This window comes from Klebsiella sp. R445 (assembly GCF_051131755.1).
GTDB classification, from domain to species: Bacteria; Pseudomonadota; Gammaproteobacteria; order Enterobacterales; family Enterobacteriaceae; genus Klebsiella; species Klebsiella lignicola.
This window is the reverse complement of record NZ_CP180446.1, coordinates 1,988,629-2,005,788: the sequence shown is the minus strand read 5'-3', so window position 1 is coordinate 2,005,788 and position 17,160 is coordinate 1,988,629. Positions and strand designations below refer to the sequence as shown.

Annotated in this window: 15 protein-coding genes; 1 reads left to right on the top strand and 14 read right to left on the bottom strand. The window is 57.8% G+C overall.

Annotation, left to right across the window (positions count from 1 at the left end; translation table 11 throughout):
* Window positions 1-73: 73 nt before the first annotated feature.
* From ACMYSN_RS09320 to ACMYSN_RS09280, 9 genes are all read right to left on the bottom strand, one after another.
* A complete protein-coding gene (locus ACMYSN_RS09320) occupies window positions 74-1,252 on the bottom strand; it encodes a Gfo/Idh/MocA family protein (protein ID WP_462497797.1) in 1,179 nt (392 codons plus the stop codon).
* Between the two features lie 117 nt (window positions 1,253-1,369).
* Window positions 1,370-2,770: an MFS transporter gene (locus ACMYSN_RS09315; RefSeq protein ID WP_462497796.1), complete on the bottom strand. Its 1,401-nt coding sequence runs from the start codon at window positions 2,768-2,770 to the stop codon at window positions 1,370-1,372.
* Window positions 2,771-3,183: 413 nt separating this feature from the next.
* Window positions 3,184-4,194, bottom strand: coding sequence for a Gfo/Idh/MocA family protein (locus ACMYSN_RS09310; protein WP_462498231.1), 1,011 nt, complete (start codon window positions 4,192-4,194; stop codon window positions 3,184-3,186).
* Between the two features lie 5 nt (window positions 4,195-4,199).
* A complete protein-coding gene (locus tag ACMYSN_RS09305; RefSeq protein WP_462497795.1) occupies window positions 4,200-5,567 on the bottom strand; it encodes an MFS transporter in 1,368 nt (455 codons plus the stop codon).
* A 10-nt stretch (window positions 5,568-5,577) separates the two neighbouring features.
* Entirely contained in the window at window positions 5,578-6,396 is an 819-nt protein-coding gene (locus ACMYSN_RS09300; RefSeq protein ID WP_462497794.1) for a sugar phosphate isomerase/epimerase family protein, read from the bottom strand.
* Between the two features lie 80 nt (window positions 6,397-6,476).
* Complete coding sequence (locus ACMYSN_RS09295; RefSeq protein ID WP_462497793.1) at window positions 6,477-8,165, bottom strand: FAD-dependent oxidoreductase; 1,689 nt, start codon at window positions 8,163-8,165, stop codon at window positions 6,477-6,479.
* Between the two features lie 10 nt (window positions 8,166-8,175).
* The gene (locus ACMYSN_RS09290) at window positions 8,176-8,496 is read right to left on the bottom strand and encodes an NIPSNAP family protein (protein ID WP_123755688.1); all 321 of its coding nucleotides are present in this window, start codon (window positions 8,494-8,496) and stop codon (window positions 8,176-8,178) included.
* The gene (locus tag ACMYSN_RS09285; protein WP_462497792.1) at window positions 8,486-10,186 is read right to left on the bottom strand and encodes an FAD-dependent oxidoreductase; all 1,701 of its coding nucleotides are present in this window, start codon (window positions 10,184-10,186) and stop codon (window positions 8,486-8,488) included. The genes ACMYSN_RS09290 and ACMYSN_RS09285 overlap by 11 nt, the downstream gene beginning before the upstream one ends.
* The gene (locus ACMYSN_RS09280; RefSeq protein ID WP_462497791.1) at window positions 10,183-11,004 is read right to left on the bottom strand and encodes a shikimate dehydrogenase family protein; all 822 of its coding nucleotides are present in this window, start codon (window positions 11,002-11,004) and stop codon (window positions 10,183-10,185) included. Before ACMYSN_RS09280 ends, ACMYSN_RS09285 begins: the two co-directional genes overlap by 4 nt.
* A gap of 152 nt (window positions 11,005-11,156) precedes the next feature.
* Here ACMYSN_RS09280 and ACMYSN_RS09275 point away from each other — a divergent pair, with 152 nt between their 5' ends.
* On the top strand, window positions 11,157-11,915 hold the full coding sequence (locus ACMYSN_RS09275; protein WP_123755691.1) for an IclR family transcriptional regulator domain-containing protein: 759 nt from the start codon (window positions 11,157-11,159) through the stop codon (window positions 11,913-11,915).
* 54 nt (window positions 11,916-11,969) lie between these two features.
* Here ACMYSN_RS09275 and cyoE read toward each other — a convergent pair whose 3' ends face one another.
* Genes cyoE through cyoA form a run of 5 tightly spaced genes read right to left on the bottom strand, consistent with a single transcriptional unit; the run spans window position 11,970 to window position 16,757 of the window.
* Window positions 11,970-12,857 (bottom strand): heme o synthase, encoded by an 888-nt coding sequence (gene cyoE / locus ACMYSN_RS09270; RefSeq protein ID WP_123755692.1) that lies wholly within the window; start codon window positions 12,855-12,857, stop codon window positions 11,970-11,972.
* An 11-nt stretch (window positions 12,858-12,868) separates the two neighbouring features.
* Window positions 12,869-13,198 (bottom strand): cytochrome o ubiquinol oxidase subunit IV, encoded by a 330-nt coding sequence (locus ACMYSN_RS09265; protein WP_132728431.1) that lies wholly within the window; start codon window positions 13,196-13,198, stop codon window positions 12,869-12,871.
* Window positions 13,198-13,809 carry a cytochrome o ubiquinol oxidase subunit III gene (locus ACMYSN_RS09260; RefSeq protein WP_110273749.1) on the bottom strand — a complete coding sequence of 204 codons (612 nt, stop codon included), beginning with the start codon at window positions 13,807-13,809 and terminating at the stop codon, window positions 13,198-13,200. The genes ACMYSN_RS09265 and ACMYSN_RS09260 overlap by 1 nt, the downstream gene beginning before the upstream one ends.
* On the bottom strand, window positions 13,799-15,790 hold the full coding sequence (gene cyoB / locus ACMYSN_RS09255) for a cytochrome ubiquinol oxidase subunit I (RefSeq protein WP_462497790.1): 1,992 nt from the start codon (window positions 15,788-15,790) through the stop codon (window positions 13,799-13,801). Before cyoB ends, ACMYSN_RS09260 begins: the two co-directional genes overlap by 11 nt.
* Before the next feature lie 19 nt (window positions 15,791-15,809).
* Window positions 15,810-16,757: a cytochrome o ubiquinol oxidase subunit II gene (gene cyoA / locus ACMYSN_RS09250; protein WP_123755695.1), complete on the bottom strand. Its 948-nt coding sequence runs from the start codon at window positions 16,755-16,757 to the stop codon at window positions 15,810-15,812.
* Window positions 16,758-17,160 lie beyond the last annotated feature (403 nt).

Sequence of the window (17,160 nt, the reverse complement as noted above, 5' to 3'; positions counted from 1 at the left end):
ACTCTGTTGCAGGGTGAGGTAAGCGTGGGGAAAATAACGAAACCAGTGGGGAAGCCCCACTGGCCGGTAGCACTTATTGTAAATTAAAGTCAACCCACTGGCTGCCCGCGTCGGCGGATTTGACGCACTGTTCAACCCAGTACACTCCGTGCAGGCCCGACTCAACGTCCGGATACCAGAAGTTTTCCAGGAAGGCGCGATCGTTGCGGTCCATGGCATCAATGGCCAGCGCATAGCGGCGATAGAGGTTTGCCCAGGCCTCAAACAGCCCCTCGGGATGGCCACCGCCAATGCGGTCCTCTGCCAGCGCTGCGGGACTGAGATAATTCATGCCGCGCTCAAGAACCCGCGCCGGTTCGCCCTGTACTTCATAGCTCAGCTGGTTAGGGCGTTCGTCCCACCATTCGATACTGGCTTTTTCACCGACAACCCGCACCTTTTGCGAGTGCATCGCTCCGCTGTTAACCGCGCTGGTCCACATGGATCCGACGGCGCCGTTGTCATATTCCATCAGCACGAAGGCGTTATCTTCCAGCGGCGCCCGGGATTTCACGAAGCTCTGGCGGGAACACATCAGACGGCGAATGTTGAGATGAGGCACCATGGTTTCGGCGACAAACAGCGGATGGGTGGCGAGGTCGCCCAGCACATAGCTCGGGCCGGCATACTTCGGGGTCACGCGCCAGCGGGTCGACTCTGCCTGCAGTTCGACGGCTTCATTATGGAATCCGTGGGCAAACTGCATTGTGATAATGCGGATCTGCCCGAGCAGGCCGTCCGCAATCATCTGCCGCGCCTGCTGAATCATCTGATAACCGGCGTAGCCGTAGGTGACGCCGACGATTTTATTGTGCTTTTTGCTTAAGGCCAGCAGCTCCTGAGCTTCGGCGGCGGTAAAGCACAGCGGTTTTTCACACACCACGTGCAGCCCTGCCTCCAGAGCAGCTTTGGTGATGGCGAAATGGGTATTGTTCGGCGTGGTCACCGAGACGACCTCAATCCCGTCAGGGCGCAGAGCTTCTTCGCGAAACAGCGTCTGGTAATCGGCGTAGCAGCGTTCCGGCATCACCCCGAGCTGCTCGCCAAACTGGCGCCCGCGTTCAGCATCAATATCAAATGCGCCGGCCAGCAGAGTGAAGACATTATCGCGCAGCGCGGCAGAGCGGTGGCTGTAGCCAATCTGGCTGGTGGATCCGCCGCCGACCATGCCCCAACGCAGGGAGCGAGACAGGGGTTTGGTGCCGTTTAACATGGTGATCTCCTGTATAGAAACGACATATAAAAACTACAAACAGCCGATAACAGATAAAGGCGACCCACGGACCGGTTTTGGCCGTGAGTCGCGCGATGGTTGGTGCTCACTACCGGGTTACATCTCGCCGCGCGCCTCGCGCCGTTTTAGCTCGTCCATGATCTGCGGATACTGTCGGTCCAGGCGGTAAAACAGCAGGGTAATAATGACGATGATCCACAGGAAGAATGAGCCGTAGACGTAAACATGGTTGATCATATCGATCGCCGTTTGCGGCTGAACGCCTGCACCGCTGCTGGAGCTGACGTAGCCCGCCATGCTGAGCAGGCCGGAGATCACCGCCGCCGCGATCCCGGCGCCAAGCTTGGTCCCAACCGAGCCGGCGGAGAAAATCATCCCCTCTTGTCTGACCCGGGTCTTCCACTGGCCGAATTCGACGGCGTCGCCACAGAAGCCAAAGAGTACGGCGTTCAGCGGCGCGAAGCCGATGCCTCGAATAATGGCGTTTGCCAGGGTGGCGTGGTAGTCGCCGGAGCTATACATAAACATCACCTGACCCAGCGTCGCCAGCACAATCCCGCACAGGGCCACGTTGCGTTTACCGTATTTGCGGATGGGGATAGAGCTGAGAAAGGTGAAAACAATGATACAGGCGGTTTCGGCCACGAAAATGGAACTGTAGAAGGTGTCGTCCCCGAGCACATAGCGGCAGTAGTAGGGCATGGCGATCCCCACCACGGTGTAGTAGACGCTCTGGGCGGTCCACAGAATCGCGCTGGCCCAGAAGTACTGGTTACGGAACAGGGCGCTGAGCTGGGTTTTGACCGGCACTTTCCCCTGTTTTTCCCGTGCCTTAATCACCACTTTCTCTTCACACTGATAGAAACAAAACAGCAGCAGCAACAGCGCCAGAAACGCCCAAATCGCCATGGTTTTGATCCATGCGGCCTGGTCATCGCCGAAATATTTCACCAGCGGCAACGTACAGGCCACGGCGAGGATGCGCCCGAAGGGGGACATCGACATGCGGGTGATACTAAGTAAATCCCTCTCCCATGAAGTACGGGTCATCATGGCCGAGAGGCTGCCGTAAGGGAGGTTGATCGCGGTGTAGCAAATGGTGGTGCAGAAGTTATAGGCCACCAGCAGATAGATGAACTGCAGCGTCGCGGTAGTCTGTGGCACGGTGAACAGCAGGATCGCCGACAGGGCGTAGGGAACGCTCATCCACAGCAGCCAGGGGCGGGATTTGCCCCATTTTGAATTAGTGCGCTCCACCACCAGGCCCATGATCACATCCGAGACGCCATCAAACAGACGTGATATCAGCATCACCAGGCCGACCGTCGCGATGCTGATCCCGACGTAATCGGTATAGAACAGCGTTAACACCGTGCCGATCATGCCAAACACGACGTTGCAGGCGGTATCGCCACCGCCATAGGCGATTCGGGTGGTCCAGGTCAGTTTATCGCCACGCGTTGCTGTGGGAGAGAGAAGGAGCTGTTGTTCACTCATAGTCTATTCCTTAGTCGGGGAACACGTAAGGACCTCTGCGCCGGCGCCACCGACACAACCTCATCCTGAAGAATGGTTAGCAATAAATGAAAATATTTATTTCATTTGTCTATTATATGAAATTAAATTTTTATTTGTGAGATGAGGATCTAAAAATGATAAAGATCATAAATAACGTTTAATATTTACAGGAAAGCGGTTGAACGCCATTAATGGCGCAGAAAATTAGCGTATTAACCATGGTGTTATTAATGAGGCCGGCAAGAGTACAGCAGAAGAGTGGGGAAACTGTGAGGTGAATCGATAAGGCATGATATTTTCATTTTAAATAATATTGAAATTTATTTTCTTTTTTTCCCTGTTATCAGCAAATGAAAAAAGCAGGTACAGCGGGCGGCTGTACCTGCATCGGATCAGGCCGTTTTGCCTGCTGCTTGCTGGATGGCGGCAATTACCTCCAGCGACCTGAGCGCGTCGGCGGCATCGATCAGCGGTTGCTCCTCGCCGGCGATTACCCGGATAAAGTGGCGCAACTGCAGTTCGAACGGATCGATAGGCTCGACGCTGAGCCGGTCGCTCTGCAGCGGATGCAGCCAGCCGCGCGCTTCGCCGTAGCGCCACCACTGCATCTGCGGGATCGCCAGCGCGCCGAGGGTGCCGGAGATCAGATAGCAGTTTTCCGGGGTGTGGGCGTAGATAGCATTTTCCCCGGAGTTCATCTCCCAGCTCCAGGGGCCGACGCCGCAGTCGGTGAGTACCGCGCTACCCAGCGCCCCGCTGCTGAAACGCAGGTTAACCACCGCGCTGTCTTCATTGGCGAACTGCCGCACGGCGTGGGACGTAAAGGCCTGCACCTGCTCGATTTCGCCAAACAGATAGCGCATCAGGTCAATATCGTGCACCAGGTTGACCAGCAGCGGCCCGGCGCCGGGTTCGCGTCGCCAGGCGACATCAAAATAGTCGTCCGGCTTTTGCAAAATCCAGTGCGCAGAGACGCTGACGATGCGGCCCAACTGACCGCTGTCAATCAGAGCCTTGGCGGCGGCGATAAGCGCATTATGCCGCCGGTGATGGCCTACCAGTGTCGGAACCTGATGGCGCGCGGCGGCATCGACCAGCGCTCTGGCGCCTTCCGGAGAGTCGGCGACCGGCTTTTCAACCAGCACCGGGATCCCACGTTCAATACAGGCGAGGGCGCAGGGGACATGCAGCTTGTTGGGAGTGGCATTAATAACCCCCTGAGGGCGCGCGGTCTCCAGCATAGTTTCCACGCTGTCATACCACGGCACGTCCAGAGACTGCGCCAGCGCCTGTGCCTGCGGCGAAGGGTCGGCGAGGGCCACAAGCTCCACCTGCGGATTGTTGCGGATCACCGCGATATGTTTGCGTCCGATGGCGCCCACGCCGATAACGGCAAGACCCATTTTGCTCACGACAAGCTCCTTATTGAGGGAGAAGAAGGGGAGGCGGGTTGCGCATCGGCATCGGTGGCAAACAGCCCTTTGATGAGTAGCCCAATCACGGTTAACGTCGCCGGGATCCCGAGAATCAAGAACACACTTTCGAAGCTGAGATTTAGCGCCATCATTTCCGCGCCGGCAAAGGCGCTGAGGATCGCGCCGATCCGGCCAACGCCGTGCATCCAACTGGAGCCGGTGGCGCGGGCCTGGGTCGGATAGTAGCGGGCGGAGAGCGCATTCATGCCGGTATTGGCGCCGTTGAGGCAGGCCCCGCTGACGAAGGCCAGCAGGCACAGCAGCGTAAAGCTGGCTGCGGCATAGCCCATCGCCATGGTAAACAGGCCACCGATGGCATAAATCAGCCCCAGCGCCCGATGCGGGTTAATGCGATCCATCAGCCATCCGGCAAACAGGGAACCGACGGTGCCGCCGGCCTGATAAATGGCGGTCATGATGGCCGCCTGGCTGACGGTGAGCCCAACCTCTTTTACCAGCGTCGGCAGCCAGCTGCCGAGGATATAGACCAGAAACAGCCCCATAAAATAGACCAGCCACAGCATCATGGAACCGAGGCGATACTGGCGGGAGAGGACAAGACGCATGGCGTTGCCATGAACGGGCTGGGTCGGGAGGGTGAATTCGGCATCATCGGCGATCTGCCCCGGATAGAGCTGCTGCAGGATCTTGCGGATACGCGCCGCGGGCGCACCTTTGACCACCAGAAAACGCACCGACTCCGGCAGCAGCCAGATCAGCACCGGCGCAAACAGCAGCGGCAGGATCCCGCCGAGCGCCATCAGCGAATGCCAACCAAATTGCGGGATCAGCCACGAGGCGGAAAACCCGCCTGCGGCAGCGCCGAAGGTAAACCCGCAAAAAATCACCGTAATCAGAAAGGATCGCTGGCGCTCGGGGGCATATTCCGACACCAGGGTGCCGATATTGGGCATCGCCGCGCCCAGCCCCAGCCCGGTCATAAACCGGAAGAAAATCATCTGTTCGATGTTGTGAGAAAAGGCGGTAGCAATGGTCCAGAAGCCGAAGAAAAAGACGCTGTTGATGATGATTTTTTTGCGCCCCAGCCAGTCGGCGAGCGGCCCGGACAGTATGGCCCCCAACGCCAGGCCAATCAGCGCGGCGCTAATGACAAACCCGAGTTCATAGTTGCTAACGCCCCATTCATGCTTCAGCGTCGGAGCGATAAACCCCATGATTGCAATATCAAAACCATCGAGGGCAATCACGCAGAAGCCTAAGAAAACCACCAGTTTCTGAAAGCGGCTGAGCGGATTGCGGTTGATTAACTCTCTGACATCCAGGCGTTGAGTCTGAGTCATCTGCTTTTCCTTATGCGCAGGGACGCAGGTAAGCCTGCGCGGCGTTGAACAGTAACTGTGCGCGGGTGAGGGCCGGCAGGGCGCCCTGGTCACCGCTTAACGGAACTTCCAGCGATACCGGCAGCGTGGTCGGTAGCGCGGACATCAGGCCGTGCAGATCCAGCCCACCTTCTCCGGGAACGTTGCGCGCGGATCGCGCCTGGCGGATCAGCTCCTGTTCGTTATCGGGGATCTGCGCCGGGGCATCGCACAGTTGCATGTAGTTGAGGCATGACGGCGGCAGGGTGGCGAGGCTGGAAAGCGACTCTCCGGCGCGCCAGAAATGGATAGCATCAACCAGAATGCCGATGTCCGAACGCCCGCTGGCGGCAATCAGCCGTTGGGCGTCGGCGAGGGTGCGCAAGCGGGTCCACGGCATCGGTTCCAGATTCATGGTTAACCCGTAGGCCTGGCCCGCTTCTGCGAGCGCGGCAAGGTTCTGCGCACTGCGTGTCAGGTTATCGTCGTTGCCGGCCACCAGTACCTGGCGGGCTCCCAGCCGCGCGGCGGTTTCGAGAAAACAGTTCAACCGCGCGTCGATCGCAAAGTCGTGAGTCAGACGCAGGATTTCAACGTCCGACACCTGGATACCGGTCTCCATTAACGCCGCCAGGGTGTTGCGCACGGTGGCGGTGTCGCCGAGCATATCGTAGTCAGGATCGGTCGGCGTGGCGGGAAGCAGGCGCAGGCCGACGTGGGTAAAACCGGTTTTTGCCGCGATCCGCACCTGTTCCGGGGGCGGAACGTCGAGCACGGTGAGGGCGGCGAGTGACAGGGTACGCATGTTCATAAAAGGCTCCGGTACAGTTACAGGTGATTGTTGTTATGTGTACTGCCGTCCCTGGTAAGATGTTATTTATTGCGTTGTTTTTATTGTGTTTGCTGCCAGTTTTTACCGACCAGATAGCCAAAGGTCATCGCCGGGCCGAGGGTGATACCGCCGCTGGGGTAGTAACCCTGCATCACGCTCGACATATCGTTGCCAATGGCATACAGGCCTGAAATCGGTTGCTGCTGCGCATCGAGAACCCGTGCCTGTTCATCGGTTTTCAGCCCGCTAAACGAGCCCAGTGAACCGGGCAGAATACGCACGGCATAATACGGGGCCTGGGTCAGCGGCCCGAGCGTAGGATGATGTGGATGGCTGGCATCGCCCTGCGCCTGGTTGTAGGCCGAGGCGCCGCGTTGAAACTCCGGATCTTCGCCTTGGGCGGCGAAAGTATTAAAGCGGGCCACCGTGGCGGCCAGCTGCCCGGCATCGATGGCGCATTGTTCCGCCAGCCCGGCCAGCGTATCCGCCGTGCGGAGATAGCCCGTGCGCAGCCATGCCTCCGGTGAAAAGGGAAACGGCCGCGCATGGCCCAGACCGTAACGGCGCAGGGCCCGGCTGTCGGCGATAAGCCACGCGTTTGGCTGTTCACCCGCTGGGGTGGCGGCCAGCAGCGCGGCGATAAAGTCATGATAAGAGTCGGCTTCGTTGGTGAAGCGCGTGCCGTCGGGCAGGACGGCGATAAACCCCGGCTTCGCCCGTTCGACCAGATGCGGGAAGACCAGCTGCAGGCCGCTGGCAAGGGTTACCCGGGAGACCGGTGCCCAGGCCATTGCGTGCTGCAGCGTGGTGTCGAACTGACCGCCGACCGACTCCCCGAGGCGAATCCCCTCGCCCTGATTGCCCGGTGGGGCGGCGGAGAAGTGGCCATAGCCGTCCGCGGCGTGCGGCACATGTTGCGCCAGACGCTGGCGATCGTGAGGGAACCCGCCGCAGGCAAGGATCACCTTGCTGGCGTGAACCGTCATCTCACCGTCATCAGTACGAAGCACCGCGCCGTTGACACCGTCGGCGCTGGTCAGCAGCCGCACCACCGGGGCATTCAACATCATGGTGATCCCGGCATCGAGGGCCGAGCGTAGCAGACGCGCCATCAGCGCGTTGCCGTTAACAAGATGCTGCCCGCGTCCGGTGCGCAGCCGTTGCCAGCCGTGGCGCAGCAGACGCCGGGCGGCATACAACGCCGATCGCGGTGAGCGGGTGGCGTTAAAAAAGTGCGCCATATCGGCGCCGCCGGCGATGCCCATGCCGGCGAGACTGATGGTTTCCAGTGGCGGGCGCAGACGATGCAGCCAGTCGCCCAGCAGGCGCCCGTCGTAGGGTTGCGCGGTCACCGAGCGTCCGCCCTGGGCGTAGCCCGGCGAGGTGTGAAAGTCGGGCATTTTGCTGCCCGAGAGAAACTGCACCGCGGTATGGCGGCGGAAGAAATCAATCATCTCCGGGCCATACCGCAGGAAGTTGAGCAGGCGGGCATCGGCGGGTTGTCCGCCCATTTCATGCTGCAAATAGGTCAACGGCACGTCGTCATCCTCGTGAATGCCCTCTTCGCGGGCCAGCGGATTCTGCGGGATCCACAGCCAGCCGCCAGACCAGGCGCTGGTGCCGCCAATCACCGACTCCTTTTCTGCCAGCAGCACGCTGGCGCCGTTGAGGGCGGCGGTTACCGCGGCTGCAAGCCCCGCGGCACCGGAGCCGACCACCAGCACATCCACCTTTTTATGCCCGCTCATCTCCGGCCCCTTATTGCAGTGGTGAAAAATCAACGGGGCGCAGCAGCACCGACTCCAGCCGCTCAACGGCCGCCAGTTCACGGTTTTTGCGCGAGAAGGTCAGCCAGCGCTCGTCCTGCGCCATGCGCCCGCGGCGAACCAGACGATCGTCGAGGCTCTCGTAAGCCCAGATGTGTACCACCTGATTGACCACACCAATTTCGGTGAAGAAAAAGCCGATCAGCGTGCCCAGGTGCTCGGTTTGTACGGCGTAGGCATCGCTTTTGTACAGCGCCAGCCAGTCGGCCATTTTTAACGGGTTGATGGTGTAGGTGCGTTTTTCATAGATCATGATGTTCTCCTGTTGATGATGCGGTGTGGTGTGCCATATGGCTGGCTGAAAGGTAGCCGAAGGTCAGGGCCGGGCCGAGGGTGATACCGGGGCCGGGATAGGTTCCCGCCATCATGGAATCCATATCGTTGCCGACGGCATAGAGGCCGGGGATCGGCTGGTTGTGATGATTGACGACCTGGGCATTTTCGGTGGTGACCAGGCCGCGTGAGGTGCCCAGATCGCCGGTGTACAGGGTGATGGCATAGAACGGGGCGCTTACCAGCGGCGCGTTACAGGCGTTGGGTTGATGCCCCGGATCGCCCATCGCCCGGTTATAGCTGTTGCCGCCTTTGGCAAATTGCGGGTCCTGGCCCTGGGCGGCGTCGCGGTTGTAACGGGCCACCGTATCAACCAGGGCTTGTGCGTCGACCCCCAACTGCTGCGCCAGCAGGCCAAGCGAGTCCGCTTTATGCAGGTAACCGGCTTTGATCAGCGCGTCGTTGTTGACCGGTGCCGGGCGCGCCAGGCCCAGCCCATAACGTTTCATCGCCTGCGCATCGCCAATCAGGAAGCACGGGGCGTTGTCGGGATGGCTTTGCATGGCGCTGGCAAAGTGGTGATAAGAGTTCGATTCATTGACGAAGCGTTCCCCGCGCTGGTTAACGGCGATGACGCCTGGCTTGGCCCGGTCGGTGACCAGGTGCGGGAAGCGTTCTTCGCGACCGTCGGCGTGACGCAGCACCGAGACCGGCGCCCAGAAAAAGTTCGAGGGGAGGTCGGCGCCTTCCCGCGCGTTGACCGTGCTGGCGAGACGCAATGCGGCCCCGTCGTTGGCAGCGGGAGACATGGAGTAGTGCTCGCGGGTATGCGGGCGGTATTGCGCCGCCAGCTGCCCGGCGGCAAAGCCACCGGCGGCCAGCACCACGCCACGACGAGCCAGCAGCGTCTCCTGCAGCCCGTTGTGCTCAACGGTGACGCCGGTGACGGCACCGTTTTGCTCCACCAGCGACAGCACGTTGACGTTCAGGCGCAGCGTCATGCCTTTGCGCAACGCCACGGTTGCCATGCGGGCAATCAGCGCGTTGCCCATTGCCAGGCGGGTGCCGCGATGGTGCTTGAGGCGGTCGCGACCGTAGCGCAGCAGCAGTTTCGTGCAGTGCGATAACGAGCGCAGCGAACGGCGCATATCGAGGAAATGCTGAATATCAACACGGTTCACCATCATGCCGCCAAACAGCAGCATGCCCGGCGGCGGCGCGCGCAGATCGCGAAAACGCTCGCCGAGCAGGCGACCATCATACTCGACGACCTCCAGCGCGCGTCCGGTATCGACCGCGCCGGGTTCGTCAGGGTAATAGTCCGGCGAGAGCGGGCGCAGGCTGTACTTTACGGCGCCCTGTTGTTCGAGATAGGCCAGCGCCTCGCGGCCGGAAGCGACAAACGCCTCGACGATCTCCGGGCGGTAGTGCTGTTCCCCGATAATAGTCTTCAGATAGGTTTTGATCTCCTCGCCGCTGCCGCTTTTCCCCTGCACCCGCGCCTGGTCGGTATCGTTGATCCACACCGCGCCGCCGGATATTGCCGAGGTGCCACCAAACTGCGGCGCTTTTTCCAGCATCAGTACCGACAGCCCCTGGCAGCAGGCGGTGACGGCGGCAGCAAACCCGCCGGCACCACTGCCGATGACGATCACGTCCCAGTTGTTCATGCCGCGGCTCCTTGCGCCTGCGGGATCGCGCCGATGAACTGCCCCATCAACTGCATCTGCGCCAGCGCCATTTCTGGCCCGGTCTGAACTACGCAGCCGCGGGCCTCGGCAAAGGTTAACAGGGGCGTCATCACCGGGGCGGTGACGACGTCGGCGACGTGGGTTGTTGCGTCGAGCGTCTCCAGCAGGGGCTGTGGTAGCGGCAGCGGATCGAAATTGGCCATTCCCGCCGGAGAACCGTTCACCAGCAAATCAATGCCGCTCAGGGTGTCGGGCAGGGGAGTGAGGAGGACCCCGGGGAAGTGGGTGGCGAGGCGGTTATGCAGCAGCTGCAAGGTGGCCGGGTTCTGGTCGTGCAGCGCCAGCTGGCGGATGCCGGATTCGCACAGCCCCCATGCGATGGCGCTTCCAACGCCGCCGCAGCCGGAAAGCAGCGCGCTTTTGCCCGCGGCCTGAAAACCGTGGGCGTCAGCGGCAAGGGCGAAGCCAACGCCGTCCAGCATATCGCCCTGCAGACGGCCATCCGCCAGCTTGCGGATCACATTGACCGCGTTGAGGTGGCGGGCGCGGGGCGTGAGCTCATCAACCAGCACGGCGGCGCGCTGTTTGTGCGGCACGGTGACCAGCACGCCGCTCATGTTTTGCCAGCCGCGCAGCGCCTGCAAATAGTCAGCCACCGCTTCGGGAGCGATATCCACCGGGATCATCACGCTGTCCATTTTCTGGTCAGCGAAATAGCGGTTGAAGTTTTCCGGCGATTTTACCTGGGTAATCGGATGGCCGATAACGGCGACGACCTGCGTGAATCCACTGACCATTTCAAACCTCATTTGTTAAATGAATGTTGTGAAAGTATTTCAGTGGAACCTGAGAGCGACAACGCAGAATTCGGACGTATTGGTTGTTAATCGCACCACCACTGCGATAATCGCAGTGAATCGATGTTAATGTTGCAGAAATGTGAGCCAATATGCAAAACACCATACATCCACGCGATTTGATCGTCGGCCTGCAAAAAGGACTGGCGCTGATCCAGCTTTTTTCGAAAGATTTCCCCCGGTTGAGCGTGCCTCAGGCGGCGAAAATGAGCGGTCTGACCCAGAGCGCCGCCCGGCGTTTTTTGCTGACCTTGCTCCACGAGCGCTATCTGCAGACCGATGGCCGTTACTACTGGCTGACGCCGAAAGCGCTGCGTCTGGGCCAGGCCTATGTAGATTCGGCCCAGTTTCCGCGGATGGTGCGACCGATCGTGGAGTACATCGCCAGCCGGACGGAGGAGCACGCCTCGGTGGGGGTGATTGACGAAGATGAGCTGGTGTATATTGCGCGCAGCAAACATACCCCGTTTAACTCGACCTCGGTGCGGTTAGGGGAGCGGGTGCCGATATTCTGTACCGCTGGGGGACGACTGTGGCTGGCTTCGCTGCCGGAAGGGGAGTGCGAAGCGATTCTGCAGCGCATCAAACGCGAACAGCGCACGCCCTATACGGTGACGGATGTGCCGATGCTGATGGAGCGAATTGCGGCGGTGCGGCGTCAGGGCTATGCGACCATCGAGCAGGAGTTTGAGATTGGCATGCTGGTGCTGGCGGTGCCGTTATCCGACAGGGAAGGGACCTACTGGGGAGCGCTGAGTCTGACTTCGCATCAGTCACGGACTTCTCTTGAGGCGCTGTGTCGTGACCATCTCGATTTGCTTTACAGCGCGCAGGCGATGCTGGTGGGCTAAACCGACGGCAATAAAAAACCCCGCCGGAGCGGGGTTTATCAGAGAGCTGCAATCTTATCTGACGTAGGCCAGCAGACTGTGTGAATCCGGCACCATAAAGTCCACGGACATCATGACCGACAGGGCGGTAATGGCGACGATGGAAAAGACGAACAGCTTACGCGCCCAGACTTTATCATCCGCTACCTTGTAACCGCGCAGGGCCATGCCCAGCCACCAGACGCTCACCGCGGCTGCCACGACCAGGTATTTATACCCGGCGTAACCGCCCAGAGAGAGCATCAGCGTGGCGACAGCAAAAGCCACGATGTACAGCGTGATGTGGTTTTTCGCCACGGAGATGCCTTTCACTACCGGCAGGACCGGAATATTCGCCGCCTGATAATCCTTGAAGCGGAAAATCGCGATGGCGTAAGAGTGAGGCATCTGCCACAGGCTGAAGATCGCCAGCAGAATCGCCGCTCCACTGTCAAAATTACCGGTGACCGCACAGTAGCCAATCACCGGCGGCGCTGCGCCGGAGAGTGAGCCAATCAGCGTGCCGTAAACGGAGTGGCGTTTCATGTACAGGCTGTAGACGCCGACATAAACCACGAACCCCATCACCCCCAGCCAGCAGGCCAGTGGGTTAGCGCCGAACCACAGGAGCATAAAGCCAGCAATACCCAGCAAGGTGGCGTATACCAGCGAAACTGGTGGCGAGATCAACCCTTTGACCAGCACCCGGTTTTTCGTCCGTTCCATCTTACGATCGATGTCACGGTCGATGTAGTTGTTGAATACACAACCCGAGGCGACCACCAGGGACACTCCAAGGAGTGTCCATGCAAACAGCGGATAGTCGATGTGGCCTTTGGAGGCCAAAAGGAAACCGCCGATCACGGAGATCAGGTTGCCAAAAATGATGCCAGGTTTCGTGACTTGCAGGTATTGCTTAAACATACTCGCCGCTCTTAGTGCATCATCATGTTGTAGTTCAGGTTCCACATAATCCAGATGGAGCCTACCACTACGATTGCAATGATGATTACGGTGAAGATAAATGCGGTCAGGTTCCAACCCTCGTCAGACTTGCTGTTCATGTGCAGGAAGTACACCAGGTGTACGACAATCTGCACAACAGCAGTGACCAGGATGGTCCCCAGAATAGCCGCATGCGATGCGGAGCCACTCATAACCATCGCAAACGGGATCACCGTCAGAATGATCGACAGGACGAAGCCTGTCATGTAGCTCTTTACGCTGCCGTGAGAAGCGCCGTTATGATCGCTAGAATGACTCATTACATTGCCCCCATCAGATAAACAACCGAGAACACGCAGATCCACACTACGTCCAGGAAGTGCCAGAACAGACTCAGGCACATGATACGGGTGCGGTTAGTGCTGGTCAGGCCACGACGAGAGACCTGTACCATCAGAACTGCCATCCAGATCAGACCGGAAGTCACGTGCAGACCGTGGGTACCGACCAGCGCGAAGAACGCTGACAGGAAGCCGCTACGATCCGGGCCCATACCTTCAACAATCAGGTGATGGAATTCATAGATTTCCATCGCGATGAACCCTGCCCCGAAGAGGAAGGTCAGCGCCAGCCAGGAAACAACCTGGCTCTTGTTGTTTTTGTACATGGCGATAGCCGCCATGCCGTAGGTGATGGAGCTGAACAGCAGCAGCGCGGTTTCAACCAGAACGAACGGCAGTTCGAAAATATCTTTGCCGGTCGGTCCGCCCGCCGTGCCGTTCACCAGAACGGCATAGGTAGCAAACAGCGTGGCGAAGATAATGCAGTCGCTCATCAGGTAGATCCAGAAACCGAAGACTTTCATCGGTCCTGTATCATGGTGCCCGTGTTCGTGCGCGTGGGCGTTATGCGCAAGAGTATCAGTTGCCATTTTTCAGCCCTGCTTTGTTAATCTCGTCGAAATGCTGATTTTCCAGTTTCTCGACTACTGCAACCGGCACGTAGTAATCCACGTCCTCGTCAAAGCTCTTAATAATCCAGGTCACCAGGATACCGACGAAGCTTGCAATCGCCATCCACCAGATGTGCCAGATCATTGCGAAACCAAACACCGTTGCGAAGGCGGCAATAACGATGCCCGCGCCACTGTTTTTCGGCATGTGAATTTCTTCATAGCCTGCTGGTTTCTTATACGCTTCGCCTTTTTCTTTCATTTCCCAGAACGCATCGCGCTCGTGAATCTGCGGAACAATGGCGAAGTTGTAGAACGGCGGAGGAGAAGAGGTTGCCCACTCCAGCGTACGGCCGCCCCATGGGTCACCGGTCAGGTCACGGTTCTGATCGCGGTCGCGGATAGAAACGTAGAACTGAATCAGCTGGCACAGGATACCGCAGGCAATCAGCGCTGCACCGCACGCTGCAACAACCAGCATCGGGTGGAACTGCGGGTCAATCTGCTGGCTCAGGCGACGGGTCATACCCATGAAGCCCAGCACGTACAGCGGCATAAATGCGACGAAGAAGCCGATGATCCACAGCCAGAACGCGCGTTTACCCCAGGTTTCGTTCAGGGTATAGCCGAAGGCTTTTGGCCACCAGTAGGTCAGGCCAGCGAAGCAACCAAATACCACACCACCGATAATAACGTTATGGAAGTGGGCAATCAGGAACAGGCTGTTGTGCAGAACGAAGTCCGCGCCCGGTACCGCCAGCAGTACGCCGGTCATACCACCTACAGAGAAGGTCACGATAAAGCCAATCGTCCACAGCATTGCGGAGTTGAAGACGATACGACCCTGATACATGGTGAACAGCCAGTTGAAGATCTTCACCCCGGTCGGGATGGCGATAATCATCGTGGTAATACCGAAGAAGGCGTTTACGTTTGCGCCAGCACCCATGGTGAAGAAGTGGTGCAGCCAGACGATGAACGACAGTACGGTAATACACACGGTTGCCCACACCAGCGAGGTGTAGCCAAACAGGCGTTTACGCGAGAAGGTTGCAGCGATTTCGGAGAAGACACCGAATACCGGCAGAACCAGGATATACACTTCCGGATGGCCCCAGGCCCAAATCAGGTTGATGTACATCATCATGTTGCCACCCATATCGTTGGTAAAGAAATGGGTGCCCAGATAGCGATCCAGGGTCAGCAGCGCGATGGTGACGGTCAGAATTGGGAAGGAGGCGATAATCAGGATGTTGGCGCACAGAGATGCCCAGGTAAATACCGGCATCTTGAACATGGTCATGCCAGGGGCACGCATCTTGATGATCGTCACGAAGAAGTTAATACCGGTCAGCGTAGTACCAATACCGGAGAGCTGAAGCGCCCAAATCCAGTAATCGACCCCGACACCCGGGCTGTACTCAATTCCCGACAGCGGCGGATAGGCCAGCCAACCGGTCTGCGCGAACTCACCGACGCCCAGAGACAGGTTAACCAGAATCACACCGACAACGGTGAACCAGAAGCTCAGGTTGTTGAGGAACGGGAAGGCTACGTCGCGCGCACCGATCTGCAGCGGAACCACGAGGTTCATCAGACCGATAACAAACGGCATCGCTACGAAGAAGATCATGATAACGCCGTGGGCGGTAAAGATCTGGTCGTAGTGGTGAGGCGGCAGGAATCCTGCTTCCCCGGCCGAGGCCAGCACCTGCTGGCTACGCATCATAACGGCGTCAGCAAAGCCACGCAGCAACATTACGATTGCTACGATGACATACATGATACCAAGTCGTTTGTGGTCAACCGAAGTCAGCCACTCATTCCAAAGGTAGGACCACTTACCGAAGTAAGTGATTGCCGCCAGAAGCGCCAGTCCCCCGATGATAATCGCAGCCACCGTAACCACAATAATGGGTTCATGGTAGGGCACTGCATCCAGTGTAAGTTTTCCGAACATCGTTTTCTTCCTCGGCCCCTTAGTGAGCGGTTTCCGCGTGGCTCATGTCCATGCCTTCCATTCCTTCGTGCGCAGCGTGCTCGCCTTCCGGGTGGGACATCTCCATGCTCTTACCGTGAGACATAAATTTGTTAACAACATCTTTGAACAAATCAGGTTTCACGTCAGAGAAGTATTCCACTTTGTTGTATTCGCTAGGCGCAGCCAGTTTGTCGAAGGTCGCCATGGAATCCATTGCGTTCGATGACTGTTTTGCTTTCGCTACCCACTGATCGAAGGTTGCACGATCCGGCGTGGCGATAGCTTTGAACTTCATACCTGAGAAGCCCGGGCCGCTATAGCTTGCGGAGATACCGTCATAAGTACCAGCTTCGTTCGCGATCAGGTGCAGCTGAGTCTGCATCCCGGCCATTGCGTAAATCTGGCTGCCTAAACGTGGGATAAAGAACGAGTTCATCACGGAGTTGGAGGTCACTTTAAAGTGTACCGGTACGTTCGCCGGGAAGGCGATTTCGTTGACGGTAGCAATACCCTGTTCCGGATAAATAAAGAACCATTTCCAGTCCATCGAAACGACTTCGATGACGATCGGTTTCTCTTCGTGAGCAAGCGGTTTGCTTGGCTCAAGTGCGTGCGTGGTTTTCCAGGTCAGAACGGCCAGGAACAGGATAATCAGAATAGGAACCGTCCAGACCACCGCTTCAACTTTGTTGGAGTGTGACCAGTTCGGGCTATACTTCGCATCTTTATTGCTCGCACGATACTTCCAGGCAAATCCTACTGCCATTAAGACGGCGGGAATAACGACAATCATCATCAGGCCAAAGGCCGTCAGTATCAAAGAACGTTGCTCCAGTCCAATCTGTCCTTTTGGGTCAAGGAGCGCAGAATCACAACCACTGAGTAATACAGTACCTGCGATTAATGACATCCATCCCAAACTTTTATTGTATTTCCTAAGTCTCATTGAACGACCTCAATTCCACGGAATCTGGTGGCGCTTAAAGTGTACGGGCATTTTACGGGAAGGTTGCATTACTGTAAACATGATTGGAGCAGTGTCAGTTCCGTGTTAGTGGGTTCTGCTTGCTTTGTCACATATGTAACTGAGTATGACGACATCGCTTGCAAAGCCCGATATACGGAGGATCTATGAAGAAAGCGATAAAAATGGAGGGGTTTATAGGTGAATGAGTATAACTACCAGCAAAATAGAACAAATGCTTAACAATTAATTATCAAATAAAAGACATTGTGCAACGTAAATATTAAACCACTTTTGCTGAATCGGTTAAATTATTTAATGTTTCGAATAAAATTTGTCAATAATTTCCGAAAATGTTAAGCGCACAAAACAACAAATGAAAAAT

Bases quoted from the DNA above. Each gene is read 5' to 3' on its own strand.
- ACMYSN_RS09290 (WP_123755688.1), bottom strand. From the start codon at position 8,496: ATGATCTATGAAAAACGCACCTACACCATCAACCCGTTAAAAATGGCC.
- ACMYSN_RS09280 (WP_462497791.1), bottom strand. From the start codon at position 11,004: ATGGTCAGTGGATTCACGCAGGTCGTCGCCGTTATCGGCCATCCGATT.
- ACMYSN_RS09295 (WP_462497793.1), bottom strand. From the start codon at position 8,165: ATGAGCGGGCATAAAAAGGTGGATGTGCTGGTGGTCGGCTCCGGTGCC.
- cyoE (WP_123755692.1), bottom strand. From the start codon at position 12,857: ATGTTTAAGCAATACCTGCAAGTCACGAAACCTGGCATCATTTTTGGC.
- ACMYSN_RS09305 (WP_462497795.1), bottom strand. From the start codon at position 5,567: ATGACTCAGACTCAACGCCTGGATGTCAGAGAGTTAATCAACCGCAAT.
- ACMYSN_RS09265 (WP_132728431.1), bottom strand. From the start codon at position 13,198: ATGAGTCATTCTAGCGATCATAACGGCGCTTCTCACGGCAGCGTAAAG.
- ACMYSN_RS09320 (WP_462497797.1), bottom strand. From the start codon at position 1,252: ATGTTAAACGGCACCAAACCCCTGTCTCGCTCCCTGCGTTGGGGCATG.
- ACMYSN_RS09300 (WP_462497794.1), bottom strand. From the start codon at position 6,396: ATGAACATGCGTACCCTGTCACTCGCCGCCCTCACCGTGCTCGACGTT.
- cyoA (WP_123755695.1), bottom strand. From the start codon at position 16,757: ATGAGACTTAGGAAATACAATAAAAGTTTGGGATGGATGTCATTAATC.
- cyoB (WP_462497790.1), bottom strand. From the start codon at position 15,790: ATGTTCGGAAAACTTACACTGGATGCAGTGCCCTACCATGAACCCATT.
- ACMYSN_RS09315 (WP_462497796.1), bottom strand. From the start codon at position 2,770: ATGAGTGAACAACAGCTCCTTCTCTCTCCCACAGCAACGCGTGGCGAT.
- ACMYSN_RS09310 (WP_462498231.1), bottom strand. From the start codon at position 4,194: ATGGGTCTTGCCGTTATCGGCGTGGGCGCCATCGGACGCAAACATATC.
- ACMYSN_RS09275 (WP_123755691.1), top strand. From the start codon at position 11,157: ATGCAAAACACCATACATCCACGCGATTTGATCGTCGGCCTGCAAAAA.
- ACMYSN_RS09285 (WP_462497792.1), bottom strand. From the start codon at position 10,186: ATGAACAACTGGGACGTGATCGTCATCGGCAGTGGTGCCGGCGGGTTT.
- ACMYSN_RS09260 (WP_110273749.1), bottom strand. From the start codon at position 13,809: ATGGCAACTGATACTCTTGCGCATAACGCCCACGCGCACGAACACGGG.